Source organism: Microbacterium sp. NPDC058389 (assembly GCF_042722305.1).
Classification (GTDB): domain Bacteria; phylum Actinomycetota; class Actinomycetes; order Actinomycetales; family Microbacteriaceae; genus Microbacterium.
Window position 1 is genome coordinate 210,964 of record NZ_JBHXJQ010000004.1, and the last position, 25,473, is coordinate 236,436.

At 71.4% G+C, this 25,473-nt stretch carries 24 protein-coding genes and 1 tRNA gene; 17 read left to right on the forward strand and 8 right to left on the reverse strand.

The features are described from left to right. Positions 1–61: 61 nt before the first annotated feature. Positions 62–1,525, reverse strand: a complete 1,464-nt coding sequence (locus ACFWJ8_RS07765; RefSeq protein ID WP_378810347.1) for a sugar porter family MFS transporter — start codon at positions 1,523–1,525, stop codon at positions 62–64. A 126-nt stretch (positions 1,526–1,651) separates the two neighbouring features. Between ACFWJ8_RS07765 and rsmA the strand changes: the two genes are divergently transcribed. Then, on the forward strand, positions 1,652–2,500 hold the full coding sequence (gene rsmA, locus ACFWJ8_RS07770; RefSeq protein ID WP_378810349.1) for a 16S rRNA (adenine(1518)-N(6)/adenine(1519)-N(6))-dimethyltransferase RsmA: 849 nt from the start codon (positions 1,652–1,654) through the stop codon (positions 2,498–2,500). A gap of 118 nt (positions 2,501–2,618) precedes the next feature. Continuing rightward, positions 2,619–3,539 (forward strand): phosphodiesterase, encoded by a 921-nt coding sequence (locus ACFWJ8_RS07775; RefSeq protein ID WP_378810594.1) that lies wholly within the window; start codon positions 2,619–2,621, stop codon positions 3,537–3,539. On the opposite strand, the gene ACFWJ8_RS07780 is transcribed toward ACFWJ8_RS07775, so the two are convergent. Then, the gene (locus ACFWJ8_RS07780) at positions 3,487–5,076 is read right to left on the reverse strand and encodes a stealth conserved region 3 domain-containing protein (protein ID WP_378810351.1); all 1,590 of its coding nucleotides are present in this window, start codon (positions 5,074–5,076) and stop codon (positions 3,487–3,489) included. The genes ACFWJ8_RS07775 and ACFWJ8_RS07780 overlap by 53 nt on opposite strands. A gap of 130 nt (positions 5,077–5,206) precedes the next feature. On the opposite strand from ACFWJ8_RS07780, the gene ACFWJ8_RS07785 reads away from it, so the two are divergent. From ACFWJ8_RS07785 to ACFWJ8_RS07795, 3 genes are read left to right on the forward strand one after another with little or no spacing between them, the layout of a single operon-like run. Next, entirely contained in the window at positions 5,207–6,274 is a 1,068-nt protein-coding gene (locus ACFWJ8_RS07785; RefSeq protein WP_378810352.1) for an aldo/keto reductase, read from the forward strand. Further along, positions 6,271–7,200 (forward strand): 4-(cytidine 5'-diphospho)-2-C-methyl-D-erythritol kinase, encoded by a 930-nt coding sequence (locus ACFWJ8_RS07790; RefSeq protein WP_378810353.1) that lies wholly within the window; start codon positions 6,271–6,273, stop codon positions 7,198–7,200. The genes ACFWJ8_RS07785 and ACFWJ8_RS07790 overlap by 4 nt, the downstream gene beginning before the upstream one ends. Before the next feature lie 41 nt (positions 7,201–7,241). Further along, positions 7,242–8,618 (forward strand): GNAT family N-acetyltransferase, encoded by a 1,377-nt coding sequence (locus ACFWJ8_RS07795; RefSeq protein ID WP_378810355.1) that lies wholly within the window; start codon positions 7,242–7,244, stop codon positions 8,616–8,618. 6 nt (positions 8,619–8,624) lie between these two features. Here ACFWJ8_RS07795 and ACFWJ8_RS07800 read toward each other — a convergent pair whose 3' ends face one another. Genes ACFWJ8_RS07800 through ACFWJ8_RS07810 form a run of 3 tightly spaced genes read right to left on the reverse strand, consistent with a single transcriptional unit; the run spans position 8,625 to position 10,791 of the window. Continuing rightward, complete coding sequence (locus ACFWJ8_RS07800; protein WP_378810357.1) at positions 8,625–8,789, reverse strand: hypothetical protein; 165 nt, start codon at positions 8,787–8,789, stop codon at positions 8,625–8,627. A gap of 32 nt (positions 8,790–8,821) precedes the next feature. Next, positions 8,822–9,112, reverse strand: a complete 291-nt coding sequence (locus ACFWJ8_RS07805; protein WP_378810358.1) for a metal-sensitive transcriptional regulator — start codon at positions 9,110–9,112, stop codon at positions 8,822–8,824. After that, on the reverse strand, positions 9,109–10,791 hold the full coding sequence (locus ACFWJ8_RS07810) for an FAD-dependent oxidoreductase (RefSeq protein ID WP_378810360.1): 1,683 nt from the start codon (positions 10,789–10,791) through the stop codon (positions 9,109–9,111). The genes ACFWJ8_RS07805 and ACFWJ8_RS07810 overlap by 4 nt, the downstream gene beginning before the upstream one ends. A 119-nt stretch (positions 10,792–10,910) precedes the next feature. Between ACFWJ8_RS07810 and ACFWJ8_RS07815 the strand changes: the two genes are divergently transcribed. Together ACFWJ8_RS07815 and ACFWJ8_RS07820 are read left to right on the forward strand one after the other, a co-directional pair. Next, positions 10,911–12,710, forward strand: coding sequence for an ABC-F family ATP-binding cassette domain-containing protein (locus tag ACFWJ8_RS07815; protein WP_378810361.1), 1,800 nt, complete (start codon positions 10,911–10,913; stop codon positions 12,708–12,710). Positions 12,711–12,717: 7 nt separating this feature from the next. Beyond that, positions 12,718–13,350, forward strand: a complete 633-nt coding sequence (locus ACFWJ8_RS07820; RefSeq protein ID WP_378810362.1) for an HAD family hydrolase — start codon at positions 12,718–12,720, stop codon at positions 13,348–13,350. A 3-nt stretch (positions 13,351–13,353) separates the two neighbouring features. On the opposite strand, the gene ACFWJ8_RS07825 is transcribed toward ACFWJ8_RS07820, so the two are convergent. After that, on the reverse strand, positions 13,354–13,914 hold the full coding sequence (locus tag ACFWJ8_RS07825; protein WP_378810364.1) for a nitroreductase family protein: 561 nt from the start codon (positions 13,912–13,914) through the stop codon (positions 13,354–13,356). A gap of 91 nt (positions 13,915–14,005) precedes the next feature. On the opposite strand from ACFWJ8_RS07825, the gene ACFWJ8_RS07830 reads away from it, so the two are divergent. Together ACFWJ8_RS07830 and ACFWJ8_RS07835 are read left to right on the forward strand one after the other, a co-directional pair. Further along, positions 14,006–14,338 (forward strand): ArsR/SmtB family transcription factor, encoded by a 333-nt coding sequence (locus ACFWJ8_RS07830; RefSeq protein WP_378810366.1) that lies wholly within the window; start codon positions 14,006–14,008, stop codon positions 14,336–14,338. Continuing rightward, complete coding sequence (locus ACFWJ8_RS07835) at positions 14,335–14,817, forward strand: SRPBCC domain-containing protein (RefSeq protein WP_378810368.1); 483 nt, start codon at positions 14,335–14,337, stop codon at positions 14,815–14,817. The genes ACFWJ8_RS07830 and ACFWJ8_RS07835 overlap by 4 nt, the downstream gene beginning before the upstream one ends. A gap of 80 nt (positions 14,818–14,897) precedes the next feature. Here ACFWJ8_RS07835 and ACFWJ8_RS07840 read toward each other — a convergent pair whose 3' ends face one another. Next, complete coding sequence (locus tag ACFWJ8_RS07840) at positions 14,898–15,566, reverse strand: DUF998 domain-containing protein (protein WP_378810370.1); 669 nt, start codon at positions 15,564–15,566, stop codon at positions 14,898–14,900. 85 nt (positions 15,567–15,651) lie between these two features. Between ACFWJ8_RS07840 and ACFWJ8_RS07845 the strand changes: the two genes are divergently transcribed. Further along, entirely contained in the window at positions 15,652–16,275 is a 624-nt protein-coding gene (locus ACFWJ8_RS07845) for a TetR/AcrR family transcriptional regulator (protein WP_378810372.1), read from the forward strand. Positions 16,276–16,299: 24 nt separating this feature from the next. Here the strand turns inward: ACFWJ8_RS07845 and ACFWJ8_RS07850 are convergent, their stop codons facing one another. Continuing rightward, entirely contained in the window at positions 16,300–16,839 is a 540-nt protein-coding gene (locus ACFWJ8_RS07850) for a MarR family winged helix-turn-helix transcriptional regulator (RefSeq protein WP_378810374.1), read from the reverse strand. A gap of 117 nt (positions 16,840–16,956) precedes the next feature. Here ACFWJ8_RS07850 and ACFWJ8_RS07855 point away from each other — a divergent pair. The 7 genes from ACFWJ8_RS07855 (at position 16,957) to ACFWJ8_RS07885 (ending at position 25,380) form a co-directional block, all read left to right on the forward strand. Then, a tRNA-Gln gene (locus ACFWJ8_RS07855) sits at positions 16,957–17,028 on the forward strand. A 1-nt stretch (position 17,029) separates the two neighbouring features. Further along, a complete protein-coding gene (glmU, locus tag ACFWJ8_RS07860) occupies positions 17,030–18,490 on the forward strand; it encodes a bifunctional UDP-N-acetylglucosamine diphosphorylase/glucosamine-1-phosphate N-acetyltransferase GlmU (RefSeq protein WP_378810375.1) in 1,461 nt (486 codons plus the stop codon). Further along, on the forward strand, positions 18,465–19,499 hold the full coding sequence (locus tag ACFWJ8_RS07865) for a ribose-phosphate diphosphokinase (protein WP_378810377.1): 1,035 nt from the start codon (positions 18,465–18,467) through the stop codon (positions 19,497–19,499). Before glmU ends, ACFWJ8_RS07865 begins: the two co-directional genes overlap by 26 nt. A gap of 54 nt (positions 19,500–19,553) precedes the next feature. Continuing rightward, positions 19,554–22,349 carry a cation-translocating P-type ATPase gene (locus ACFWJ8_RS07870; protein ID WP_378810379.1) on the forward strand — a complete coding sequence of 932 codons (2,796 nt, stop codon included), beginning with the start codon at positions 19,554–19,556 and terminating at the stop codon, positions 22,347–22,349. A 69-nt stretch (positions 22,350–22,418) separates the two neighbouring features. Beyond that, complete coding sequence (locus tag ACFWJ8_RS07875) at positions 22,419–22,919, forward strand: FMN-binding protein (protein WP_378810381.1); 501 nt, start codon at positions 22,419–22,421, stop codon at positions 22,917–22,919. A 2-nt stretch (positions 22,920–22,921) separates the two neighbouring features. Further along, positions 22,922–23,818 (forward strand): FAD:protein FMN transferase, encoded by an 897-nt coding sequence (locus tag ACFWJ8_RS07880; protein WP_378810382.1) that lies wholly within the window; start codon positions 22,922–22,924, stop codon positions 23,816–23,818. Then, the gene (locus ACFWJ8_RS07885; RefSeq protein ID WP_378810596.1) at positions 23,818–25,380 is read left to right on the forward strand and encodes an FAD-dependent oxidoreductase; all 1,563 of its coding nucleotides are present in this window, start codon (positions 23,818–23,820) and stop codon (positions 25,378–25,380) included. Before ACFWJ8_RS07880 ends, ACFWJ8_RS07885 begins: the two co-directional genes overlap by 1 nt. The last annotated feature ends 93 nt before the right edge of the window (positions 25,381–25,473 follow it).

Consider the following 25,473-nt stretch of genomic DNA (forward strand, 5'->3'; position numbering starts at 1 on the left):
CCAGCATCCTAGGCGAACGGTGGGACGCGCAGGAGCGGATGCCGCGTCCGCGGCGCCCTCGTCAGCTCGCGGCCGGGGCATCCTTACGGTGCACGAACAGCGTCTCCGTCTGCTCGATGTCCATGCCCTTGGTCTCGGGCACGCGCCACGCGACGTAGACGAACGAGAGCGCCGCGAACAGCGCGTACATGCCGTACGTGAGCGGCAGCGACCAGGACGACATGGCCGGGAACGAGATCGTGATGAGGAAGTTCGCGATCCACTGCGCAGCGGCCGCGACGCCGAGCGCCTTGCCGCGGATGCGGCTCGGGAAGATCTCGCCGAGCAGCACCCATACGAGCGGTCCCCAGGATGCGCCGAATCCGACGACGAAGACGTTCGCGGCGACGAGCGCGATCGGCCCCCACGGGGCAGGCAGCGTCACCGCTCCGGAGCTGTCCGTCGTCGAGAAGACGAACGACAGCGCCATGAGGCCCAGCGACACCGTCATCATCACCGAGCCGGTCAGCAGGATCGGTTTGCGGCCGACGCGGTCGACCAGGAAGATCGCGATGAGCGTGACCAGCACGTTCGTGATCGACGTGACGACGCTGATCGTGAACGAGTCGCTCTCGTCGAACCCGACCGACTGCCACAGGCTGGTCGAGTAGTAGAAGATCACGTTGATGCCGACGAACTGCTGGAACACCGACAGGATGATCCCCACCCAGACGATGCGCTGCAGGCCCAGCACCGGTCCGCGGATCGACACTCCGGCGTTCTTTCGGTCGCTCTCGATCGCGTTCTGCAGCTCGCGGATCGTCTGGTCGAGGTCGGCCGGCGGCATCAGACGGGCGAAGATGGCGCGCGCCTCGTCGCGACGGCCCTTCGCGAGCAGGTAGCGGGGCGACTCGGGCACCGTGAACGACAGGATGCCGTACACGGCCGACGGGATGACGCCGACGAGGAACATCCAGCGCCAGGCCTCGAGTCCGAACCACAGCACGTCGTCGGCGCCGCCGGCGGCGTTGGCGAGCAGCGCGTCCGACAGGAGCGCCGCGAAGATGCCGAGGGTGATCGCGAGCTGCTGCAGCGAGGCCAGTCCGCCGCGGATCTGCCGGGGCGCAATCTCGGCGATGTACGCGGGTGCGACGACCGACGCGATGCCGATGCCGAGACCACCGACGACGCGCCACAGGGCGAGGTCCCACGCCGAGAAGGCGAGGCCCGCGCCGATGGAGGAGACGAAGAACATGATCGCACCGAGGAACATCACCCGCAGGCGCCCCCAGCGGTCCGACAGGTTGCCCGCGATGATCGCGCCCACGGCGCAGCCGAGCAGAGCGATCGCGACCACGAAGCCCGTGATGACGTCGTTGAGCGCGAAGTCCTGCGAGATCGAGTCGACGGCGCCGTTGATCACCGACGAGTCGAAGCCGAACAGGAATCCGCCCACGGCGGCCGCGACCGACAGACCGATCGCCCGACGGCCGTAGGGGCTGCGGAGCGAGAAGGCGTCCGCCGGGATCGTGCCGGTCGTGTTCATGTCCGTCACGCTATCGGTCGTCCGGAGCCCGTGCGAGGGCTTGCGCGCGCGAGTCGGCATGTGCGGTGCACACGGGATGAGCGGTGGATGCCGCGACCTCCGGCATCCCGTCGGTACTGTGGAGGCATGCCCGTGACACTGCTCGGCGCGGCCGAGATCCGCGCGCTCGCCGCCGACCTCGACGTCACCCCGACCAAGAAGCTCGGGCAGAACTTCGTCGTGGACGCCAACACGGTGCGCAAGATCGTGCATGTCGCCGAGGTGCAGCCGGGTGATCGCGTGGTCGAGGTGGGGCCCGGACTCGGGTCGCTGACCCTTGCGATCCTCGAGGCGGGCGCGACCGTCACCGCCGTCGAGATCGACCACCGTCTCGCCGAGCGGCTGCCCGAGACCGCGGCCTCGCACGGCGTCGAGGCCGGCGCACTCACGGTCGTCGACGCGGACGCGCTGCGGGTCACCGACCTGCCCGGCGACCCGGCGGTGCTCGTCGCCAACCTGCCGTACAACGTGAGCGTGCCCGTGCTGCTTCACTTCCTCGAGACCTTCCCGGGACTGGAGCGCGGCGTCGTCATGGTGCAGGCCGAGGTCGGCGAGCGGCTCGCCGCCCCGCCCGGTTCGAAGACGTACGGCGCACCGAGCGTCAAGGCCGCCTGGTACGGACCGTGGCGCCTGGCCGGCACCGTGTCGCGTCAGGTGTTCTGGCCCGTGCCGAACGTCGACAGCGTCCTGGTCGGATTCCGCCGCGACGCCGAGCCGCGCGGGGACGAGGCGCTGCGCGTGAAGACGTTCCGCATCGTCGATGCCGCCTTCCAGCAGCGTCGCAAGATGCTCAGGCAGGCGCTTGCCGGTGTGCTCGGCGGCACGGCGGCCGAGGCATCCGCGGTCCTGGAACGCGCCGGGGTCGCGCCGACCGCGCGCGGTGAGCAGCTGACCGTCGACGACTACGTGCGCATCGCCCAGGCCGCCGTCAAGTGACGTTCCGCGGCTGTTCACGCGCGTGAGGGCCGGACCCCACGAAACATGCCGGTAACATTTCAGGGTCCGCCGTCCTGTTCCAGGGCAGCTCGCCTCGCGGCGGACCGGAGTGACCGCCATGCGACCCGCCGAGCACCCTGCTCCTGAGCGAATCCTGCTGCACCTGAGCGACACCCACCTGCGTGCGGCCGCGACGCCCCGCCTCTTCGGTGCCGTGGACGGGGCCGTCCAGCTGGCGCGGACGCTCGGCGTCATCGAGGCCAGCGGTGTGCGCCCCGACGCCATCGTCTTCACCGGGGATCTCGTCGACCTCGGCGAGCCTGGGGCGTACGCGGATCTGCGAGCGCTCGTCGAGCCCGTCGCCGAGCGCCTGGGCGCGCGTCTGCTGTGGGTCATGGGCAATCACGACGAGCGCGGCGCGTTCCGCACCGCGCTGCTCGACGAGGCATCCGACCTCCGGCCGATCGACCGCGTCGACGAGCTCGACGGCCTGCGCGTGGTGACGATCGACACCTCGGTGCCCGGCCATCACCACGGCGAACTGCGCGACGCGCAGCTGGAGTGGCTCATCGACGTGCTGTCGGCTCCCGCGCCGCTGGGCACGATCCTCGCGATGCACCACCCGCCGGTGCCGGCGGTGCTGCCGCTGGCCGCGAGCGTCGAGCTGCGCGACCAGCGACGCCTGGCGGCGGTGCTCCACGGCACCGACGTGCGCGCGATCATCGCCGGCCACCTGCACTACTCGACGTTCGCCACGTTCGCCGGCATCCCCGTGTCGGTCGCGTCGTCCACCTGCTACACGCAGGACCTCACCGTGCCCGTGGGTGGCACGCGGCCGCAGGACGGGGCACAGGCGTTCAACCTCGTGCACGTCTATGACGACACCGTCGTGCACTCGGTCGTGCCGGTCGAGGCGCCGCACCCGCTGGAGTACATCGACCCCGATGAGGCGCGCCGTCGCCTGCGCCAGGCGGGCGTGGTGCCCGTCAGTGCCGGGCGGACGGATGCGCCGACCGAGCCGATTCCTCTGCTGCGCTGAGCTCGACGCGCTCCCACGGCGCCCGCACCGGGAACATGCGCTCCAGCGCCGAGCGGAGGCTGCGCACCCGCAGCTCCTCCGGCACCTCGGCGTTGCCGCCGTCGTTGAGGCAGAACATGTCCACGTCGGTGCGCGCAGCGAGCTGCTCCATGCGCCGCATGCCCGCGGTCATCGTCGTCTGGACGTAGCGCACCCGGGGCTCGCGCGTCGGGACCGCCCGCCCCGTCATGAGCGCGAAGTAGTGGTAGAGGCTGTTGGTGACCGAGATGTCGGTGGCCGAGCGGAAGCGGGATGCCGCCGTCCGGGCGAAGTCGTCGGGCAGGGTCTCTTCGAGCTCGGCCATGACACTCCGGCGCAGGGGCGTGGCGCAATGGTCGAGGTCGCGCACGATGGTCCGCCCGAAGCGCTCCTTCAGCAGCGCCCGGTTGACGCGCAGTCCGTTGTCGTGGCCGCTGCGGTGCGCCGCCGCCGCGCCGGCTCCGATGCGCACGTCGCATTCGACGAACTTCGTGACCCCGGCCGCGGTGAAGAACATCTCGGGCCCGATCATCCGGCCGAAGAACATGTCGTCGTTGGAGTACAGGAAGTGCTCGGCGAGGCCCGGGATGCGGTGCAGCTGCGCCTCGACGGCGTGCGAGTTGTGGGTCGGGAGCACCGAGGGGTCGGCGAAGAACTCCTCGCTGCGCACGAGGGTGACCTTCGGGTGCTCCCGCAGCCAGGACGGCGCGGGGGAGTCGGTGGCGATGAAGATGCGGCGCACCCAGGGCGCATACATGTGGACGCTGCGCAGCGCGTAGCGCAGCTCGTCGACGTGGCGGTAGCGGGCGGGCCCGTCGTCGCCGTCGCCCACCACGTACTCGGCCAGCTGGGCCGCGCGGGCCCGCTGGAAGTCGCTCGAGGAGCCGTCCACCCACGAGAAGACGAGGTCCACCTCATCGGTGAACTCGTGCGGCTGCGGGTCGAACATGCTCTCGAGGGTGCGCCAGCTGCGCCCGTACCGCTCCACGGCGGCGTACGCGATGTCGGCCGTCGGCGTCCGCCGCCGGGTGAGGGCATTGTCCCGCGGCGCCTCGACGAGGTCGTCCCCGAACCGCCAGAACTCCATCGCCACGCCGAGCCCCGCGCCGTAGCGCAGTGACCCGGTGCGGGTGATCCGCGGTCGGTAGACCCGGATCGCGGAGGGGATCGCCGCGAGTGCGGCGGCGGGGACGCCCGCCAGTTCCGCGGCGGCGCCCTTGGCCTTGACGTAGACCGGTTCGGTGTCGCACAGCGCCGCCAGTGCGGCCATGGCCGCCACCCGGTCGGCGACGTCCACGGCGAGCGCCGGCACAGCGTGGTCGCGACGGATGAGGAGGACCTCCACGCCGGCGCGCTCGAGCGCATCGGCCACCAGCAGCAGATCCGCCGTGCGCGCCTCCTGCGGCGTCACGTCGTCATGGACGATGTGCAGGATGCCGCCGTCCCAGGCGATGTCGGGCCGCTCGAGCAGTCCGTTCCACGCGTGGACCGGCTGCGGAAGGGCGGTGAGTGCCACCATGAGTCCTCCTCCATCGCATCGGATCTTCGCTCCGATGCCGTCACAGTAGGCCCGTCCCGTTACGGTGACGTTTCGCGGCCCTCGCACCGCGCGCCTGCGCTCGGACGCTCGGCGCCGATAGCCTGGACCGGTGACCGAAGACGACCGCTACCTGTCCCGCGGCGGAGACCTCCACCGCCCCTATTCCGCCGCCGCCGATCGTTACGTCGGAGCCGACTTCCGCCGGGTCGGCACCTCGGGCCTGACCCTGCCGCCGGTGTCGCTCGGCCTGTGGTGGAACTTCGGCGACAACATCCCGTTCGACAACCAGCGCGCGCTGCTGCGCCACGCGTTCGACCGCGGCATCACCCACTTCGACCTGGCGAACAACTACGGCCCGCCCTACGGCACGGCCGAGACGAACTTCGGCCGCATGATGCGCGAGGACTTCGCGCCCTACCGCGACGAGCTCATCATCTCGTCGAAGGCCGGCTACGACATGTGGCACGGCCCCTACGGCAACGGCGGCTCGCGCAAGTACCTCCTCGCGAGCGCCGAGCAGTCGCTCACGCGCATGAGCATCGACTACGTCGACATCTTCTACTCGCATCGCGTCGACCCGGACGTGCCCGTCGAAGAGACCGTGGGCGCCCTCGACACGCTGGTGCGCCAGGGCAAGGCGCTGTACGTCGGCATCTCCTCGTACAGCGCGGAGCGCACGGCCGAGGCCGCGGCGGTGGCCCGCTCGCTCGGCACCCCGCTCGTGATCCACCAGCCGGCGTACTCGATCCTCAACCGCTGGGTCGAGGACGGCCTGACCGGCGTGCTGAAGCAGGAGGGGATGGGCGCCATCGCGTTCACCCCGCTCGCGCAGGGGCTGCTCACCGACAAGTACCTGGGTGGCGGCACCGCCGACCGCGCCCAGCAGCGCGGATCGCTGCCGGCCGGCCCGCTCAGCGACAAGGGGCTCGCGACGCTCCGCGGCCTCGACGTGATCGCGAAGGAGCGCGGGCAGTCGCTCGCGCAGCTGGCGATCCAGTGGGTGCTGCGCGACCCGGTGGTCGCGTCGGCGCTCATCGGCGCATCGCGTCCCGCGCAGCTGGACGAGAACCTGAAGGCGCTCGAAGGCCCCGCCTTCACGACGGAGGAGCAGGAGCGGATCGACGCACTGTCGGACGGCATCGACGTGGACCTCTGGGCGGAATCGGCGAACCGGTGAGTCAGGCTCTCGCCGCCGAGGGCGTCCGCGTGCGGGCGCCCGGCAAGCTCAACCTCTTCTTCGAGGTCGGCGGCGTGCAGGACGACGGATACCACGATGTCGCGTCGGCCTATCAGGCCGTCTCGCTGTTCGAGGACGTGTGGGCCTCGCCCTCCGACGAGTTCACGGTCTCGATCTCGGGCACCGTCGACGTCTCGGGCGTGCCGGCCGACGATCGCAACCTCGCGGTGCGCGCGGCGCGGCTGGTCGCCCAGCGCATCGGCCACACCGGCGGCGTGCACCTCGACATCGTCAAGCACGTCCCGGTCGCGGGCGGGATGGGAGGCGGATCCGCCGATGCCGCGGCCGCACTCGTCGCGTGCGATGCCCTGTGGGGGGCGGAGCTCGGCACGGCCGAGCTGCACAAGCTCGCGACGAGGCTCGGCGCCGACGTGCCGTTCGCGCTCATGGGCGGGACGGCGATCGGCACCGGTCGTGGCGACCAGCTGAGCCCGGCATTGGCCAAGGGACGCTTCGACTGGGTCGTCGTGCCGTCCGACGCGGGTCTGTCGACGCCCGAGGTGTACGCGCACCTCGACGAGTTGCGCACGCGCCCCGACATCGGGGCCTCGGGCGCCGTGCCCGAGGTGGCGGCGGGCGTGCTGCACGCGCTGCGTGCGGGGGATCCGATCGCGCTCGCGGAGCACATGCGCAACGACCTGCAGGTCGCCGCGCTGTCGTTGCGCCCCGAGCTGCGCGAGGCGCTGGAGCTCGGCGAGGAGTCCGGCGCCCTCGCGGGCATGGTGTCGGGGTCGGGTCCTACACTGGCGTTCCTGACCGTCGATCCGGAATCTGCGCTGGAGCTGCAGATCACGCTGTCCGCGGCGGGGTACGAGGCGCTCCACGTGCACGGACCGGTCGCGGGTGCACGGGTGGTGCCGGCCTGAATCGGCCGGCGTAGACGATTGTTCCGACACTGAGGAGACGCATGACCACGTCCGAGAAGGCGTCCGGCGGCGCGGGCGAGTCCGACCGCGCGGCATTCCGCGCCGGGCCGGTCGACGAGCAGTCGAGGGTGCGGCTGACCGCGAACGGCCTCGACTACCGTCGGGTCTCCATCGACGAGGACGAGTTCGCGTCGTGGCTGCAGGCGGTGGGGCGAGGTTTCCTCGACAGCGAGCGGAGCGCGGAGCAGATCGCGTCGATCCGCGAGCGCAGCGGCTACCGGCGCGTCACGGGGGTGTACGACCCGGCGGGGCCGATGCCCGAGGTGCCGGTGTCGACGATCGCGTCGTGGCTCGGCGACCTCTCGGTGCCCGGCGGTGCGCTGATCCCGTCGTGCGCGATCTCGGCCGTCACCGTCTCGCCCACGCACCGTCGCCGCGGCATCGCCCGGGCGATGCTGGAGGGCGAGCTGCGCGCAGCGCAGGCCGCCGGCATCCCGGTGGCGATGCTGACGGTCAGCGAGTCGACGCTCTACGGCCGCTACGGCTTCGCGCCCGCTGCGCGGCGAGCAGGCTGGCGCATCGACACGAAGCGGGCAGGCTGGATCGGACCGCGACCCGACGGGCGCATCGACTTCATCCCGCGCGAGCGCGTCCGGGAGCTGATGCCCGTGCTGCACGACGGCATCCGGCATCTCACCGCAGGCGAGATCGACGTCCCGGGGTCGCACTGGGACAACTTCGCCGGCACCACGCCCACGGCCGAGAAGGCCGGTGAGAAGCGCGCGGTGCAGTACACCGACGTGGCGGGCGAGGTGCGCGGCGCCGCGATCTACGCGGTGCATCCCGACCACGACGACTTCACGAAGGCGAAGGTCTCGGTCCACTACCTCGTCGCGGCTGACGACGACGCCTACGCGGCGCTGTGGCGGTTCCTGCTCGAGCTCGATCTCGTCGCCGAGGTGAGCTCGCACGAGCTGTCCGTCGACGAGCCGCTGCTGTGGATGATCGCCGACCAGCGGGCCGCGAAGGTCAGCGTGTTCGACCACCAGTACGTGCGGATCATCGACGTCGTGGCCGCGCTCGAGACCCGTCGCTACGGCGCGGCCGGCAGCCTCGTGCTCGACGTCGACGACGCGCTCGGCCTGTCGACAGGGCGCTACCTGCTGGAGGCCGCCGCCGACGGGTCCGCGCGCGTGCGAGCGCTCGACGACGGGGAGTCCGTCGAGGCCGTCACCGTCTCGCTCGGCATCGCCGAACTGTCGGCGACGTATCTCGGCGGAGTGTCGATCGAGACGCTGGTGCGCGCGGGCCGGGTGGCCGTGGACGCGAAGGGCGCGGCATCCACGTCCGAGGCGGTCGCGACCGCGAGTCGCGTGCTCGGGTGGCACACGGCGCCGCGGCTGAGCATCTGGTACTGAGGGCGCTCAGCGGCGCTTGAACACGCCGAAGAGGCCGCCGCGCGTGGCCGTGGCCTCATGGCCGGAGCAGCGCTGCGCCGCAGGGACGCCGGCCAGCGCCTCTTCGACGTGCTGGCCGCAGCCCGCCCACGTCGCCTTGCCGCACGTGGAGCACGTGACCTGTCTGCACATGGAGATTCCTTCCGGTCGGGGTTCGCGCGGCGTCACGCCAGCGCAAGGAAGAGCTTCTCGAGCTCGTCGGTGGTGATGCCCTCGGCGTTCGCGGCACCCTCGGGGTCGGCGACGCAGTCGCGCATCGCGGTCGACACGATGGCGAAACCCGCGCGGTCGAGCGCGCTCGTGACCGCCGCCAGCTGGGTGACGACGTCGCGGCACGAGGCGTCGGACTCGACGGCGGCGATGACGCCCGCCAGCTGGCCGTGCGCGCGCTTGAGGCGGTTGACGATGCGCTTGCGCGTCGCCGCCTGCTCTTCGGGGGTGCCGGTGATCATCATGCGGAGGCTCCTTCGGGGGTGAGGATGCGGTCGACGTCGGCACCGTACCAGTGGCGGAGGGTCTGGATGCCGCCCGACAGCGACGCCGAGTCGAAGCCGTTGTTCGCGAGGATGCGGTGCGCGATGTTCGAGCGCACGCCGGCCGCGCACAGGACGCGCACGGGCCGTCCGTCGGCGGCGTCGCGCACCTCGTCGAGCCGGTCGCGCAGCTCGGTGTGCGGGATGTTGAGCGAGCCGGCGATGCCTCCGGTGGCGAACTCGGTGGCGGAGCGCACGTCGAGGACGAGCGCGTCGGAGCGCACGGTGTCGAGGTCGTCGGCGTACCAGAGGCGCAGTCGCCCGGCGGCGACGTTCTCGGCGACCATGCCGACGAGGTTGACCGGATCCTTCGCCTGGCCGTAGGGCGGCGCGTACGCGAGGTCGAGGTCGATGAGGTCGGCGGCCGCGAGACCCGCCCGCATGGCCGTGGCCAGGACGTCGATCCGCTTGTCGACGCCGTCGGTGCCGACGGCCTGCGCGCCCAGCAGGCGTCCGTCGTCCGCGACGTGCACGATGAGGTGCAGCGGCGCCGCGCCCGGGAAGTACCCGGCGTGCTGGTTCGGGTGCAGGTGCAGCGTGCGGTAGGAGATGCCGGCGGCGTCGAGCGCGTCCCGGTTCGCGCCGGTGAGCGCCGCCGTCAGCGCGCCGACCCGCACGACGGCGGTGCCGAGCGACGCCGGGACGGGCCGGGCGTCGGCGATGCCGAAGATGTCGTCGGCCACGAGCCGCCCCGCGCGGTTGGCGGGGCCTGCGAGGGCCTCCGGAGCGACCGCGCCGGTGACGGCGGTCGGCCGGGCGGTGGCGTCGCCTGCGGCCCACACACCCGGTGCCGACGTGCGTCCGCGTTCGTCGACCGCGATGGCGCCGCGGATCGTGTGGATGCCGGCGGCCCGGGCGAACCCGGTGTCGGGCGTGACCCCGACCGAGAGCACGATGAGATCGGCGGGGATGCGCGTGCCGTCGTCGAGCTCCACGATGTCGGCGTCGCCCGATGGCGTGATCCGGGTCGCCGCGGCGCCGTCGTGGACGCGGATGCCGAGGTCGGAGAGCTCGTCGCGCACGAGCCTGGCGAGTTCGCGCTCGAGCGGCGGGAGCACGTGGTCGGCGCGTTCGACGAGATGCACGTCGAGGCCCGCGTGACGCAGCGCCTCGGCGGCCTCGAGCCCGATGAACCCGGCGCCCAGCACCACGGCGCGGCGGTCGCCGCCCGAGACGCGCTCGCGCAGACCGACGGCGTCGGCGACGGTGCGCAGCGTGTGCACGCGGGGTGAGGCGAGGCCCTCGATCGGGGGACGAGCGGCGACGGCGCCGGGTGCCAGCACGAGCGCATCGTACGAGAGGGTGTCGAGGCCGTCCGGCGTCTGCACGGTCACGGTCTGCGCACCGGTGTCGAGCGCGAGCACCTCGTGCTCGGTGCGGACGTCGAGGTTCAGCGCCGCGCGCAGCGACGCGGGCGTGTGGAGGAGGAGGGAGGCGGCATCCGCTATCTCGCCGCTCACGTGGTAGGGCAGGCCGCAGTTCGCGAACGACACCTCCGAACCGCGCTCCAGCACGACGATCTCCGCGGTCTCGTCGTGCCGACGTGCCCGGGCCGCCGCGCTCATGCCGGCGGCCACTCCGCCCACGATCACGATCCTCATGACTCTCCTCTCGATACCCCCTGGGGTATCTGTCGTCGAGCATCACGATACCCCAGGGGGTATTCATCAACAAATCGCGACCGGGCAGCACCGCGCCGTCGCCTAGCCTGGAAGGCGACATGGCACATCTTCTGGGGGCCGAGGCCCTGCATCTGGAGTTCCCGACCAAGGTCGTCTTCGACCGCGTGTCGCTCGGCATCGACGAGGGCGACCGCATCGGCGTCGTCGGCCGCAACGGCGACGGCAAGTCGAGTCTGCTCGCGATGCTCGCGGGGCGGCTCGAGCCCGACGGAGGCCGCGTCACCGTGCGCGGCGGCGTCCGCGTCGGCGTGCTCGACCAGTCCGACACCCTCGACGATGCGCTGACGATCCGCGAGGCGGTGGTGGGGGACCGCCCCGAACACGAGTGGGCGGGCGACGCGCGCACGCGCGACGTCATCGCCGGCCTGCTCGGCGATCTCGCGTGGGACGGCCCGATCGCGGGCCTGTCGGGCGGCCAGCGCCGCCGCGTGTCCCTCGCGGCGCTGCTCGTCGGCGACGACGACGTGATCTTCCTCGACGAGCCCACGAACCACCTCGACGTCGAGGCGATCGCGTGGCTCGCCGACCATGTCAAGCGGCGCTGGCCAGCCAATCAGGGCGGATTGCTGGTCGTGACCCACGACCGCTGGTTCCTCGACGAGGTGTGCAACACCACGTGGGAGGTCCACGACCGCATCGTCGAGCCCTTCGAGGGCGGCTACGCGGCCTACATCCTGCAGCGCGTCGAACGCGACCGTCAGGCGGCCGTCATCGAGCAGCGTCGTCAGAACCTCGCCCGCAAGGAGCTCGCGTGGCTGCGCCGCGGCGCGCCCGCCCGCACATCGAAGCCGAAGTTCCGCATCGACGCCGCGAACGTGCTGATCGCCGACGTGCCCGAGATCCGCGACGCGACCGAGCTGCGCTCACTCGCCGTCTCACGGCTCGGCAAGGACGTCGTCGACCTGCTCGACGCCGCGGTGTCGTACGACGGCCGCGAGGTGCTGCATCCTGTCGAGTGGCGCATCGCGCCGGGGGAGCGCACCGGCATCCTCGGTGTGAACGGCGCGGGCAAGTCGACCCTGCTGGGCCTGGTCGCCGGCGACGTCGAGCCGACCGCGGGACGCGTCAAGCGCGGCAAGACGGTCAAGGTCGCGACGCTCACGCAGCGTCTCGACGAGCTCGAGGAGCACCTCGACGATCCGGTGCGCGTCGTCATCTCGCGGCTGCGCACCACCTACACGTTCGGCAGCGGTTCGAAGGCGCAGGAGCTCACGCCCGGACAGCTGCTGGAGAGCATGGGCTTCCAGAGCGCGCAGCTGTCGACCCCGGTCAAGGACCTGTCCGGTGGGCAGAAGCGCCGCCTGCAGCTGCTGCTGATCCTCCTGGAGCAGCCCAACGTGCTGATCCTCGACGAGCCCACGAACGACCTCGACACCGACATGCTGGCCGCGATCGAGGACCTCCTCGACTCGTGGCCCGGCACACTGCTCGTCGTGTCGCACGACCGCTACTTCATCGAGCGCGTGACCGACCAGCAGTACGCGATCCTCGACGGCCACCTGCGTCACCTGCCGGGCGGCGTCGACGAGTACCTGCGCCTGCGGGCGCGATCGCTGGCGGAGAAGAACGAGCGGACCGTGGATGCCGGGGCCGCGGCATCCACGTCTCCCTCGCTCGCGGGCGCCGAGCTGCGGACCGCACAGAAGGAGGTCTCCGCGCTCGAACGGCGCCTGGAGAAGCTCGAGGCTCAGATCGCCGGCGCCCGCACCGCGCTCGCCGACCATGACCAGTCCGACTACGTCGGTCTCGGGGCCGAGATGTCGCGCATCGCCGACCTGGAGAAGGAGCGCGACCAGGTCGAGGAGCGCTGGTTCGAGCTCACCGAGCAGATCGGCTGACGCCACCGTGACGGTGCGTGCGGTGTGCTGGGACTGGAACGGCACACTGCTCGACGACGTCGCGCGGTGTCTGCGGGTGATGAACCGGATGCTGGCGGACTTCGGCCGTCCCGGGATCGTGGATGCCGGCGCCTACCGTGCGCTGTTCCGGTTCCCGTTGGAGCGGTTCTATGCCGATGCCGGCATAGAACCGGGGGAGTACCGCGCGGCCGTCGACCGGTACCTCCGACTGCTCGAAGCCGACGTGTCGGACGTGGCGCTGCATGCCGGCGCGCGAGAGACGATCGACGCGCTGCGGTCGCGCGGGGTCTCGCAGGTGCTCGCCTCGGCGACGCAGGCGCCCCTGCTCGAGGCGCAGCTGCGGCCCCACGGACTCGCGCCCGCGTTCGATGCGATCCTCAGCATCGACGACCCGCACCGTGCGTCCAAGCGTGACGTCATCGCGTCGTGGCTGCGGGCCACGGGGCATGAGGCCGGCGACGTGCTGCTCATCGGCGACACGAACCACGATCACGAGATCGCCCTCGAGCTCGGCACGCGCTTCGTCCACTTCGAGGGCGGCCATCAGGCGCTGCCGCCCGACGTCGACGCCGTGCGGATCGGCTCGCTCGCCGAACTGGAGACGGTGCTCGACGGCTGATGGCTACGCGCGTGCCCAGGTGATCTCGTCGAGGGCGGCGCGGTCGCGGCTCGTGCCGGGAGAGGACAGCTCGCCCGGGGCATGGGCGGCCACGCCGAAGGCGGTCATCGAGGTCACCTCCCAGTGCGCCGGTACCGAGAACTCGGCGGCGACGCCCGCACGGTCGAAGGCTCGGAACTGGTGGGCGTGCAGACCCATCGACAGACCCTGCACGCTCATGTACGCGACGGCCTGTCCGAGGTCGTAGCGCGAGAACTCCGAGTACTCCCACTCCGGTGCGCCCTCGACGCCGACGTGCGCGAGGTTGACGACGAGGAGCGACGCGGTGGGCGCCCACGCGGACGAGCTCCGCGCCAGGTGCGGCAGGATGCGGGCGTGCACGGCGTCGCCGCGCACGCCCGCGACGAACATCCACGGCTGCGAGTTGCCCGCGGACGGGGCTCGGCGGGCGGCATCCAGCAGCACGTCGAGCTGGGCGGGCGAGATCGTGGCGGAGGTGTCGAACAGCACCGGGCTGAAGCGGCTCCGGAGGGCGGGCAGCAGGTCCGTGGGCGGTTCGGTCACGGTCTCATCCTGGAGCATCGGCGAGACGCAGGGGCGGTTCCTCAACACTTTGCCCTTGCGCTAAGTATTGGTGCGCCTCATACTTTCCTTCATGGCTAAGTATGAGGCGCTCGACGAGGTCTTCGTCGCGCTCGCCGACTCGACGCGCCGCGCCGTGATCCGGCGCCTCGGCGAGGGGCCCGCCAGCGTGAGCGAGCTGGCCCGCCCTTTCGCGATCACGCTGCCGTCGTTCCTCAAGCACGTGCGGGTGCTGGAATCGTCCGGGCTGGTGCGCACGGCGAAGTCGGGCCGTGTGCGCATGTGCACACTCGACCGCGACCGGCTGGCGCTGGTCGACGGCTGGCTCGCCGAGCAGCGTCATGCGTGGGAGGGGCGCACCGACCGTCTCGCCGCCTTCGTCACCGAACCCAAGGAGCCGTCATGACCGACATCGATCCTCGTCTCGACCTCACCCTCGACCGCGTGATCCGCGCCCCGCGCGACGTCGTATGGCGAGCCTGGACCGACCCCGCGCAGCTGGCGCAGTGGTGGGTGCCGGCGCCGACCGTCGCGCGCGTCGAGAAGCTCGACGTCCGTCCGGGCGGCGCGTTCGTCACCAGCATGAGCGACGACGGCGCGGCGTTCGTGCCGCACACCGACTCGATCTTCCTCGTCGTGGACGACGGCGCGCGGCTCGTGTTCTCGAACGCGATCGACAGCAGCTGGCACCCCGCGTCGCCCGAGCCCGTCGCGATGACCGCCGAGATCGTGTTCGACGCGCATCCCGACGGCACCGAGTACCGCGTGGTCGTTCGGCATGCCGACCCGACCGCGCGGGACCGTCACGAGCAGCTGGGCTTCTACGACGGCTGGGGCGCCGTGACCGAGGCGCTGGCGGTACTCGCCGAATCCCGCGCGGGCTGAGCGTACGTGAGAGGCTCATGCACCGGCGGCGTGGGCACCCGGGCCGAGATCGGGAACCCTCACGCGGTCGAGGGCGTCCGCTAGGCGCGCACGGGGTGAGGCGACCAGGCGTAGACGTGGATCGATGCGAGGGCGAGCCACAAGAGCCCGGCGAGCACCGAGATCCAGAGAAGGAGCACGCCGAGGGGGATCGTCGCGAACGCCGCTCCGCCGAAGAAGCCGACGAGGACGATCACGCCGAGGACGGTCGCCCCGACGGCGCGTCGCGGTGCGCCGATGACACGACACCAGCCGGCGTACGCGAACGCGGCCGCGGCCAGGGCTGCGAAGCCGAGGGCTCCGAAGACGAGGTGCAGCACTCCGCTCAGTGAAGCGGTGCCGCCCGCCGACCCCGGCGGGAAGCCGGGAACCGGGTCGGGCGGGAAGATCGCGCTCAGGATGAGGCAGATCCCGTAGGCGCCGACGAGCACGGCGATGGCGAGCCCGCGACCGGTGCGGATCGCGCGGAGGAAGCCCCATGCCGCGGCGAGCACCATGAGCGCAGTGAGGATGAGATTCACTCGCTGCATCCAGCCCCACTCACCCAGCATCAGAAGCGACAGCGCGTGCTGGGACAGGTGGAAGCCCGGCCGCGTCAGTGCGAGCGTCACCCCGACCACGACGTAGAACGGCCCGGCGACGACGCCCCAGCCCAGCAGGCTGCGGGTGACAGCGGCTCCTCGATCGAAGCTGGAGGGTTCTGTCGACATCATCTGACTCCTGCACTCCCGAGTGCAATAATGCACTTGTGGGTAGAGTAGATGCATCGGACGCTGCGCCGCAAGAGGGGGACGGATGGCTCGAGAGGAAGACCCGAGGATCGCACGCTCGCGCGCGTTGATCCTGGATGCGGCGATCGCGGCATTCCTGGAGTTCGGCTACGACGGAGTGAGCGTCGAGATCGTCGCGGAGCGGGCCGGCGTCGCCAAGCGGACCGTGTACAACATCTACGGCGACAAAGAGGCCCTCTTCCGTGCCGCCCTCGGCCGGTCGATCGCCGTCGCCGAGCAGTTCGCGAATCAGCTGACGGAGGTCATCGAAGAACTCGAGGACGTGCAGCTGGAGCTTCCGCGACTGGCTGAGCGCCTCGCCGAAGACGTCCTGCTCGGCCCGGTGCTTCCGCTGCGGCGGCTGCTCGTCGGAGAGATGGCCCGGTTCCCCGACCTTGTCGCGCAATACCGTCGCAGGGCACCCGACACGGTGCTGCGAGCCCTCGCGGGCGCATTCGAACGCCTGTCCGCGCGCGGGCTGCTGGAGGTCGGATCGCCGACCCTCGCAGCGGAGCACTTCGCGTTCCTCGTCATGGGGGCGGAGATGGACCGCGGGATGTTCGGCACCCGGGTCCCGCGGCCTGCGACGGTTCGGGCACACGCGCGGGAGGGTGCACGCGTCTTCCTGGCCGCGTACGATCGCCGCTGACCGGCCGAGTCCTGCCCCGACCGGCTAGGCGCCGGCGGCGTCGAAGCCGAGGCTGAGCTTGCGCAGCAGGGCGGCCAGCCGGTCGCGGTCGGCGCGCGACAGCGACTCGAGCAGCACGGCCTCGGCGTCCACGAGACGCGTGATGGCGGCATCCACCCGGATCCGGCCCTCGTCGGTGAGCGTCACGAGCACGCTCCTGCCGTCGGCGGGGTCGGACTCGCGCCGCACCAGGCGGCGCCCGACGAGCCGGTCGATGCGGTTGGTCATCGTGCCACTGGAGACGAGGGTCTGCAGCAGAAGCTGCTTGGGGCTCAGCTGGAACGGCTCGCCGGCGCGGCGCAGTGCCGACAGCACGTCCCACTCCCAGGGCTCCAGATCGCTGCGCCGGAACGCGTCGCGCCGCGCGCGGTCGAGGTGGCGTGAGAGCCGGTCCACCCGCGACAGCACGCCGAGCGGGGAGAAGTCGAGGTCGGGGCGCTGGGTGATCCACGCTTCGACGATGCGGTCGACCTCGTCGCCCTGCGTCGTCGCGGCCCGTGCGCCGCCCGTCGACCGTGTCGTCATGACCCCATTATCGCGAGCGGACGCTTCGACGAGCTCAGCGACCACGCATCCGGTTCCTGAGCCTGTCGAAGGGCTGGCAGACTTGACGGGCGGCCTGCGGGCGACCGGATGCCGCGTTCCGCCGTGGTGTAACGGCAGCACGACAGCCTTTGGAGCTGTGAGGTTCAGGTTCGAATCCTGGCGGCGGAGCATGACCGATACCGCGCTCGCCGTCATCGTCCTCGCTGCCGGGCAGGGCACCCGCATGAAGTCGTCGCTCCCGAAGGTCCTCCACCGCATCGGCGGGCGGCCCCTGGTCGGGCACGTGCTGCATGCGGCAGCCGTGCTGACCCCCGAGCGCACGCTCGTCGTCGTGCGTCACGAACGCGACCTGGTGGCCGCCGCGATCGCCGACCTCGACCCCGAGGCGTCCGTCGTCGATCAGGACGACATCCCCGGCACCGGCCGGGCCGTCGAGCTCGCGGTCGCCCAGCTCGCAGGCTTCGACGGCGACGTCCTGGTCCTCTCGGGCGACTGCCCCCTGGTGGATGCCGACACGCTGGCGTCGTTCGTCGCCGCGCATCGCGCCGCCGACGCCGCCGTGACCCTCATGACCGCGGTCGTCGACGACGCGAACGGGTACGGCCGCATCATCCGTGACGCCGACGGCGACGTCGCCCGCATCGTCGAGCAGAAGGACGCCGACGCCGCCGAGCGCGCCGTCCGCGAGATCAACGCCGGCATGTACGTGTTCCGCGCCGAGACGCTGCGCACCCACCTGCCCGCGATCGGCACCGACAACGCGCAGGCCGAGAAGTACCTCACCGACGTCGCGGGGCTCGTGCGGCAGGAGGGCGGCCGGGTGGCGGCATCCGTCGTCGACGACGTCACCGTCACCTTCGGCGTCAACGACCGTGCGCAGCTGGCCGAGGTCGGGCGCCTGCTGAACGCCCGCACGGTGCGGCACTGGCAGCTCGAGGGCGTCACCGTCATCGACCCCGCGACGACGTGGATCGACGTCGACGCGACCCTCGCCCCCGACGTGACGGTGCTGCCGAACACGCACATCCTGCGCGCGACGACCATCGCCACCGGCGCGATCGTCGGGCCCGACACGAGTCTCGTGGACTGCGAGGTGGGCGAGGACGCGACGATCACCCGCACCGACGCGACGCTCGCGGTATTCGGAGCGAAGGCCACCGTCGGCCCGTTCGCGTACATCCGGCCGGGCACGTACCTCGGCGACAAGGGCAAGATCGGCACCTTCGTCGAGGTCAAGAACTCCACGATCGGCGAGGGCAGCAAGGTGCCTCACCTGTCGTACATCGGCGACACCACGATCGGCCGCGGCGTCAACCTCGGCGCCGGCGCGATCACCGCGAACTACGACGACCTGGCGAAGCACCGCACCGAGATCGGCGACGAGGTTCACTCCGGGTCGCACAACGTCTTCGTGGCGCCCGTTAGGATCGGAGACGGCGCGAAGACCGGGGCAGGGGCGGTCATCCGCAAGGATGTTCCCGCCGGCGCCCTGGCTCTCAGCGTCGCCCCTCAGCGCAACGTCGAGGGGTGGGTCGAGAAGAACAGGCCGGGTACCGGGGCGGCGGATGTCGCCGCCAAGGCCCGCAGCGCACAGAAGGCGGACGATGGCGCGCAAGAAGAAGACCGTTGAGCTCGACCGGGCGAATGACATCGCCCCCGGACTGGTCGCCAAGACCAAGAAGCGTCTCGTGGTCGCACGCGGCAGCTCCCACCCCGAGCTCGCGGCGCAGGTCGCCGAGCAGCTGAGCACCGAGCTCGTCCCGACGGAGTACCGCACCTTCGCGTCCGGTGAGATCCTCACCCGGTTCGAGGTGTCGATCCGCGGCTGCGACCTGTTCCTCATCCAGAGCTTCGGCCCGCCGGTGAACGAGTGGATGATGGAGACCCTCATCATGCTCGACGCCGCCAAGCGCGCGTCGGCCAAGCGCATCACCGTGGTCGCCCCGTACTTCCCCTATTCGCGCCAGGACAAGAAGGGCCGCGGCCGCGAGCCGATCAGCGCGCGCCTGGTCGCCGACCTGTTCAAGACGGCCGGTGCCGACCGCGTCATGAGCGTGGACCTCCACGCCGCGCAGATCCAGGGCTTCTTCGACGGCCCCGTCGACCACCTGTTCGCGAAGCCGGTGCTGCTGGAGTACTTCGAGAACACGCTGAACGCAGAGGACCGCGCGCGCCTCACCGTCGTCTCGCCCGACACCGGCCGCGTCCGCGTCGCCGACCAGTGGTCCGACAGCCTCGGCGCGCCGCTGGCCATCATCCACAAGCGGCGCGACCCGAACGTCGCGAACCAGGTCACGGTCAACGAGATCGTCGGCGCCGTCGACGGCCGCGTCTGCCTGCTCGTCGACGACATGATCGACACCGGCGGCACGATCGTGAAGGCGGCCGAGGCCCTCAAGGCGAACGGCGCGGTCAAGGTCATCGTCGCCGCGACCCACGCGATCTTCAGCGATCCGGCGGCCACGCGACTGCAGAGCCCGGCGATCGACGAGGTCGTCGTGACCGACACGGTGCCGATCCCCGACGAGAAGCGCTTCTCGACGCTTACGATTCTGCCTATCGCCCCCTTGCTCGCGCGAGCGATCCACGAGGTGTTCGAGGACGGCTCCGTCACCAGCATGTTCGACGGCGCCGCCTGACGACATCGGCAGGAGGACCGGCGGGATCGGCGGCGACAGACGGATGGAGCATCGATGTCGCAGCCGAACCCTCCCGCAACCCACGGGGCACCGCCTGACGCCGCCCCGGTGACGGAGGCCCGCCTGACCGTCCCGCGCCCATGGGCGCTGCCGACGGGCGACGTGCTCGCGCACCTGGAGACCGGCAGCGCCGGCCTGGATGCGGCCGCGGCCGCGGAGCGACTGCGGATCGCCGGCCCGAACGAGCTGCCCGAGCCCGAGCGCAAACCCGCGATCGTGCGCTTCCTCGCGCACTTCAACGACACCCTGATCTACATCCTGCTGGCCGCGGCGGTCATCAAGGCCCTGATGGGCGACTGGCTCGACTTCTGGGTCATCATGGCGGTCGCGATCATCAACGCGGTCATCGGGTTCATCCAGGAGGGCCGGGCCGAGAAGGCGCTCGCGGGGATCCGGGGGATGCTGTCGGCGGATGCCACGGCCCGGCGCGACGGCCGCTGGGTCACGGTGCCGGCGGCCGAGCTCGTGCCCGGCGACGTGGTGCGCCTGATGCCGGGCGACAAGGTGCCCGCCGACGTGCGGCTCACGCAGGCGTTCCGGCTGCGCATCGACGAGGCCGCGCTGACCGGGGAGTCGGTGCCGTCCTCGAAGTCCACCGACCCTGTCGCGGCCGACGCGGGGGTCGGCGACCGCGGCTCGATGGCCTTCTCGGGCACGATCGTGAGCGCCGGCCAGGGGCAGGGCGTGGTGACCGCGACCGGTGTCGCGACCGAGATCGGCCGCATCCAGGCGCTCTCCGACGAGGCGGGGTCGCTCGCGACCCCGCTGACGCGTCAGCTCGACAGCTTCGGTCGCGTGCTGACGGTCGTGATCCTGGGCATGGCCGCCGTCATGCTGATGATCGGCCGATTCCTGCACGGGATGCCGTTCGACGAGCTGATCTCGGCGGCCATCGGGTTCGCCGTCGCCGCGATCCCGGAGGGCCTGCCGGCGCTTGTGACGATCACGCTCGCGATCGGCGTGCAGCAGATGGCGCGCCACAACGCCATCACCCGCAAGCTCCCGGCCGTCGAAGCGCTGGGATCGGTCACGACCGTGTGCTCCGACAAGACCGGCACGCTGACGAAGAACGAGATGACGGTGCGGCGCATCGTCACGCCGATCGCCGCGTACGAGGTGTCGGGGCTCGGATACGCGCCGGAGGGCGGCATCCACGAGATCGGCGCCGCGGACGCGGACGCGGTCTCGGGCTCTGGCGACCTCGCCGCGATCCTGTCGGTGGCCACGCTGTGCAACGACGCGCACATCGTCCAGGCGGACGACGGCACGTGGTCGCTCGTCGGCGAGCCGACCGAGGGTGCACTCAAGGTCGCGGCGATGAAGGGCGGCGTGGGCTCGGCCGGCGGGCGCCGTGTCGCGGTGATCCCGTTCGATTCGGCGCACAAGCTGATGGCCACGCTCAACGAGGCGGCGCGGACGGGCGGCGGCGAGGGCGAGGTGTCGCGAGCGATCCTCGTCAAGGGCGCACCGGACCGCCTGCTCGAGCGCTCGCTCACGCAACGGGGCGCCCACGGCTCCGAGCCGCTCGACCTCTCGCGCTGGGAGGAGGCGCTCGACGAGCTCAGCTCGCAAGGCCTGCGCGTGCTCGCCGCCGCCCGCAAGCCGGTGCGCGCGACCACTGACGAGTTCGCGCTCGACGACCTCGTCGACCTCGAGTTCCTGGGCCTGTGGGGCATCGTCGATCCGCCGCGGCCGGAGGCGATCGCCGCCATCGCCGACTGCCACACGGCCGGCATCAGCGTCAAGATGATCACCGGCGACCATGCGGGGACGGCGCTCGCGATCGCGCACGAGATGGGGCTCGCCGGCCCGGGCGCCCCGGTGCTGACCGGCGCCGACCTCGAGGCCCTCACTCAGGAGCAGCTGCGCGAGGTGGTGCGCGACGTCGACGTGTATGCGCGCACGAGCCCCGAGCACAAGATCCGCATCGTGCGGGCGCTCCAGTCCCATGGCGAGGTCGTCGCCATGACCGGCGACGGCGTCAACGACGCCCCGGCTCTCACACGGGCCGACGTCGGCATCGCGATGGGGATCAAGGGCACCGAGGCGACCAAGGAGGCCGCCGAGTTCGTCCTGGCCGACGACAACTTCGCGACGATCCGCAGCGCGATCGCCGAGGGGCGGCGCATCTACGACAACCTGCGCAAGTCGATCGTGTTCCTGCTGCCGACCAACGGCGCGCAGTCGCTCGTGATCCTCATCGCGGTGCTGTTCGGGCTCGCCCTGCCGGTGACGAGCGTCCAGGTGCTGTGGGTCAACATGGTGACCGCCGTGACGCTGTCGCTCGCGCTCGCGTATGAGCCGGCCGAGCGGGGCATCATGCGGCGTCCGCCGCGTGCCAGCGGCGGGCCGATCATCGACCGCGCCGAGCTCGGATTCGTGATCGTCGTGTCGCTCCTCATCGGCGGCGCGGCGATGGGGGTCTTCTACGGCGTCGCGGCGACCGGCGTGGAGGTGGAGGTCGCGCGCACCGAGGCCGTGCTCATGCTGGCGCTGGGGCAGCTGGCGTACCTGTTCAACTGCCGGTTCCTGACGCGTTCCAGCCTCACCCTCGACGTGCTGCGGGGCAACCGGGCGGTGTGGTGGTCGGCGATCGCGCTGGTCGTGCTGCAGGTCATCTACACGTACGTGCCGTTCATGAACCTGCTGTTCGAGTCGCGGCCCCTGCCTGCGGCATCCTGGATCCTCCCTGTCGGGCTGTCGATCGTGATCTTCCTCGCGGTCGAGGCGCTGAAGGCGATGCGTGCACGCTCATCGCGTAACAAGGCGTCGCTCAAAGGCGGTTCATAGGACCGCTTGCGAGGATGCTTGCGGGCGCATACATATCCGCCCCGCAGCCTACGAGCCAGGAGGACCGTCATGATCCGCACCGCACTCGCTCCACGTCCCGTCCGACTCGGCGCCGCCTTCACCGCGGCAGCCGGCATCGCCCTGCTGGCCGGCTGCGCGCCGACCGCCTCTGAGGCCGAGGAACCGTCGACGGGCTCCACGTCGTCGAGCGAGAACTCGGACGAGACCTCGTCGGACGACACCTCGTCGGACGCCGGCTCGACGAGCGGTGGGGCGTACACCGACGGCACCTACACGGCGGAGGGCACGTACGCGACGCCCGAGTCCGTCGAGACCATCTCGGTCACCGTCACGCTGCAGGACGACGTCATCACCGACGTCGAGGTCACCGGCAACCCGCAGAAGCGGGAGTCGGAGGAGTACCAGAGCAAGTTCATCGGCGGCATCGCGGCCGTGGTGGTCGGGCAGGACATCGACGACGTCCAGGTCAGCCGTGTCGCCGGCTCGTCGCTCACGAGCGGCGGTTTCAACGACGCGATCGAGACGATCAAGTCCGAGGCTGCGGCCTGACGATGACCGCTGCGGCCTCGTGGCGCTTCGAGGCCATCGGCACGGCATGGGAGGTCGTCACCGACGGGCCGCTCACGGCCGAGGCGCGCGACGCGGTGCGCGCGGTCGTGGACGGCTTCGACCGCGAGTGGTCGCGATTCCGTCTCGACTCCGTCGTGACCGCGCTGGCCGGCGCCGGCGGCTCCGTCCCTGCGCCGGCCGACGCCGCCGCGATGCTCGACGCCTTCGCGGCGCTGGATGCAGCGACCGCGGGCGCCGTGAACCCGCTGGTGGGGGCATCCCTCAACGCGCTCGGCTACGACGCGGCGTACTCGTTGCAGGACCACGGCGCTCGGCCCGCGCCGGCCGACTGGCGCGACCGGCTGACGTGGCATGGCGGCGCGCTCTCGCTGTCGGGACCCGGGACGATCGACGTCGGCGCCCTCGGCAAGGGGCGCCTCGTCGACCTCGTCCTCGCGGTCGTCGCGACGGCGAGCCCAGGCGACGTCGTCGTCGACGCCGGCGGCGACCTCGCGGTGCGGGGGCGCCCGCAGCGCATCGGCCTGGAGCATCCGTTCGACCCGCGCCGCGCGATCGGCGTGTGGGAGGTGGGGGATGCCGCGCTGTGCGCCTCCGCCGTCAACCGGCGCTCCTGGCCGTCAGCGACCGGCACGACGCTGCATCATGTGCTCGACGCGCGCACGGGCCGACCGGTCCGCACCTACGCCGCGACGTGGACGGTGGCCGCTGACGCGATGACCGCCGACGCCGTCGCGACCGCGCTGTTCTTCGACGGCGGCCCGCGTCTCGCGCACGAGTGGGGCGCCGAGTGGGTGCGCATGACGACCGACGGCGCCGTCGAGTGGTCGCCCGGCTGCCGCGCCGACCTGTTCCTCGGAGCAGATAGCGTGGAACGGTGATGGGCAATCTGACCGCACTGTTCGCTCGGGTCTTCGCGGTGCTCGGCCGCCTGTCGATGTACCGGCTCGTGTACTTCGCGCTGGCAGCGCTCGCCATCGTGGCGTTCCTGCTGTCGTTCTTCGGCCTGGTGGGCCCCGACCCGTGGCAGCTGGTCGTCACGCTCCTCGTGCTGTCGGCCGTGTGCGTGGGAGTGGATGCCGCCGCCCAGCGCGTCCTGAACCTCCCGTGGCGCCTCGAGTCGTCGCTCATCACCGCGCACATCCTGCTGTTCGTGCTGCGGCCGACCCTCGAGCTCATGGGCCTGGTCGGCATCGTGATCGCCGCGGCCGTCGCGTCGCTCTCGAAGTACGTGCTGGCCTGGCGCGGACGCCACATCTTCAACCCCGCCGCCGTCGGCGCCACGGTGCTCACGCTGCTGAGCCTGGCGTGGCCGGACCTCGGCGCCTCGTCGTGGTGGGTGGGCACGCCGGCGCTCGCCGCGCCGGTGATCCTGTTGGGGCTCGCCGTGCTGGTGCGCACCGAGAAGGTGCGCGTCATCTCGGTGTTCCTCGTGATCGCGGTGGCGGTCGGCGTGATCCGCACCGCGGCGATGTACCAGGCCGCGGGCGTCGAGATCGGCACCCTCGACATCCTGTGGCCGGTGCTGTGGTCGTCGCCGTTCCTGTTCCTCGGCGCCTTCATGCTGTCCGAGCCGCTGACGCTGCCGCCGCGCCGCTGGCAGCAGTTCACTGTCGCGGCGGTCGTGGGCGTGCTGTGCGGCTGGCCCCTCGCGATCGGCGACATCACCCTCGGTCAGGAGCGTGCGCTGCTGGTCGGCAACCTGGTGGCGTTCGCCTTCGCGGTGCGCACCGCCGTGCGCCTCACACTGGTGTCGCGCACGGAGCCGACGCCCACCGTGCAGGAGCTCACGTTCCGCGTGCACGACCGGCTCGCGTTCCTGCCCGGTCAGTACCTCGAGCTGGAGGTGCCGCACCGTCACCCCGACGCCCGCGGCACGCGGCGCGAGTTCAGCATCGCGTCGGCGCCCGCCGATCTGCCGTTCCTCAAGGTCGCGTTCAAAGAGGGCAAGACCGCGAAGACGCTGAGCTCGTACAAGCAGGCGCTCGCGCAGGTGAAGCCCGGCGATGCGCTGGCCATCACCGGCGTGTGGGGCGACTTCCTGCTGCCCAAGCGCGACGCCGCGCCGATCCTCATGGTCGCCGCCGGTATCGGCGTCACGCCGTTCGTGTCACAGCTGCGACAGGCTTCGGCGGCGGGGAACGAGCGCGACATCGTGCTCGTGTACGTCGCATCGGACTCGTCGGAGCTCGCCTATCGCGATGAGATCGCCGCCTCCGGCGCCCGCGTGGTGGTCTTCACACGTGACCGCCCGGCGGACCTCCCGGCGCACTGGGAGTGGGCGCAGGGTGTGCGGCTGGATGCCGACGGCCTGACGCGCGTCGTGCCCGACCTCGGCTCGCGGCACGCGTACATCTCGGGCCCTGCGGCCCTCATCGCCGATCTCGCCCCCGCTCTGGAGCGCGCGCGCTCGATCACCACCGACGCCTTCAGCGGCTACTGAGCCGTCGGTCGAGGTGCCGGCGCCACGCTTCGTCTCGCTGGCGCTCGCTCAGCGACCGAGACTCATGTTCGCCGGTGACACCGGGCGCGGTCG